Consider the following 2,218-nt stretch of genomic DNA (forward strand, 5'->3'; position numbering starts at 1 on the left):
GGAGCGGCCACGGGCGACGACGGCGCGGCAGGTGGGGGCGTGGAGGCGCAGGCCGGTCCGTGCGGCAGCGGCTACGCCCACGTGGGCCACTACCCGTTCGGGCGGGGTGACGTGGGCGCGTTCGACGTGTACTGGTCGTCGGCGGCGAACCGCAACTGTCTGATCGTGAACCGGCAGAACGAGGCCTACGGGGTTCCCGGCGACACCTACGCCCGGATCGCCCCGGGCGGATGGGACTTCCCCGACTGCCCGGACATCGGGTGCGACTCGGGCACCTTCAGCTACTACGCGGGCCCCGCGTACACCCCGGCCGGGGTGGACATGACCCACCGGTGTGTCGACGTGTCCGGCCTGGTCGAGCTGAACGGGCGGAACAACTTCCGCGGCTACTACGGCCTCAACTGCGGCTGAGCCGCCGCGGGCCGGGGTGCGACGAAGCACACGCACCCCGGCCCGCGGTCCGCGCGGTGACCGTTACCGCTGGGTTTCCCACCAGGTGCGGCCGGACTCGGGCAGGGTGAACACGGGGTCGTAGTAGGGGTAGCGGCGGTGCAGCGCCTCCGGGTCGTCGTGTTCGATGCCGGTGCGGTAGTTCTTCGTCCAGTACGAGATGCCGAGTTCGGTGTCGTACTCGGCGAGCTGGTGCACCCAGCGTTTACCGACGTAGGGCACGTCGCACACCAGCCGCGGCGTGGCGTAGCCGGGCAGGTAACCCATGATGGCGTGCTGCAGCTCCTGCGCCTGCCGCACCGACAGCCGCCAGTGCTCGGCGTTGGGGATCATGTCGCACATGTAGAAGTAGTACGGCAGGATGTTCGCCTCGCCCTGCATCGCGAAACACAGGTCCAGCAGCGCGGCGGGCGTGTCGTTGACCCCGCGCATGAGCACACCCTGGTTGCGCACGTCGCTGACCCCGACCTCCCGCGCGGTGCGGGCGGCCTCGGCCACCAGCGGCGTCACCGACTGGGCGTGGTTGACGTGGGTGTGGATGGCCAGGTTCACCCCGCGCCGCCGCGCGGTGCCGGCGACCCGTTCGAGCCCTTCGACGACCTTCGGTTGCAGCCAGTGCTGCGGCAGCCCGGCCAGCGCCTTGGTGGCCAGGCGGATGTCGCGCACGGTGTCGATGTCGAGCAGCCGCATCAGGAACGATTCGAGCTGGTGCCAGGGCACGTTGGCCACGTCGCCGCCGGAGACGACCACGTCCCGCACCCCGGGGGTGCGCTTCAGGTAGTCGACGATGGCGTCCTGCCGGTCCACCGGTTTGAGTTCCAGCTTGTGCTTGTCGATCAGTTCGGTGGAGTTGCCGACGAGGTCCATGCGGGTGCAGTGCCCGCAGTACTGGGGGCAGGTGGACAGCAGTTCGGCCAGCACCTTGGTGGGGTAGCGGTGGGTCAGCCCCTCCACCACCCACATCTCCGCCTCGTGCAGCGAGTCCCGCTGGGAGTAGGGGTGGCTGGGCCACACCGGGTCGCGGTCACTGGCCACGGGCAGCATGTACCGGCGGATCGGGTCGGCGTAGAACGCGTCGGTGAACGTGGCCGGGTCGGTGTCGGCGTGCGGCGCGATCGTGTTCAGCATCTGCGGCGGCAGCAGCATCGACATGGTCGCCATCCGCCGCTGGTCGGCCACCAGGTCGGTGTAGAACCGCTCCTGGAGCAGGTCACCCATGACCGCGCGCAGCTGTTTGACGTTGCGGACGCAGTGCACCCGCTGCCACTGCGCGTCCCGCCACTCGGTCCCGGTCACGTCGCGCCAGCCCGGGAAGCGGCGCCAGTCGGGTTCGACCAACTCGGCGCGCCGGTAGGTGTAGGGCTGTTCCGCGAGCTCGGCAGCAGGTTCCTGGATCGCAGTCACTTCTGCTCCTCAAATCCGACAACTGGTGGAAATTATCCTGACATACCGACACTGCGGCGCAAAAGTTGTCGCCGAGGGTGGGTGGCAGACTCGGGAGGCGTGAGCAGCAGCAACACCACCCTCCTCGTCGGCGGCCGTATCCACACCCCGCAGGCCCCCGACGCCACCGCCATGGCGATCACCGACGGCACCGTCAGCTGGGTCGGCCAGGACCGGCCCGCCCGCGCCCTGCACCCCGACGCCGACACGATCGACCTCGACGGCGCGTTCGTCGCCCCCGCCTTCGTCGACGCCCACGTGCACGCCACCGCCACCGGCCTGCACCTCACCGGCCTCGACCTGACCACCGTCCGCGACGCGGGCG

Annotated in this window: 3 protein-coding genes; 2 read left to right on the plus strand and 1 reads right to left on the minus strand. The window is 70.0% G+C overall.

Features of this window, described 5'->3' with window-relative positions; genetic code table 11:
* On the plus strand, positions 1-411 hold a 411-nt coding region (locus SACHA_RS0107780; RefSeq protein ID WP_157601630.1), incomplete at its 5' end, for a hypothetical protein.
* 63 nt (positions 412-474) lie between these two features.
* On the opposite strand, the gene SACHA_RS0107785 is transcribed toward SACHA_RS0107780, so the two are convergent.
* The gene (locus SACHA_RS0107785) at positions 475-1,854 is read right to left on the minus strand and encodes a KamA family radical SAM protein (protein ID WP_019808556.1); all 1,380 of its coding nucleotides are present in this window, start codon (positions 1,852-1,854) and stop codon (positions 475-477) included.
* Between the two features lie 99 nt (positions 1,855-1,953).
* Between SACHA_RS0107785 and SACHA_RS20920 the strand changes: the two genes are divergently transcribed.
* Positions 1,954-2,218 (plus strand): amidohydrolase family protein (locus SACHA_RS20920; protein ID WP_039738359.1); only part of this gene is annotated, 265 nt, incomplete at its 3' end.

The organism is Saccharomonospora halophila 8, from assembly GCF_000383775.1.
GTDB classification, from domain to species: domain Bacteria; phylum Actinomycetota; class Actinomycetes; order Mycobacteriales; family Pseudonocardiaceae; genus Saccharomonospora; species Saccharomonospora halophila.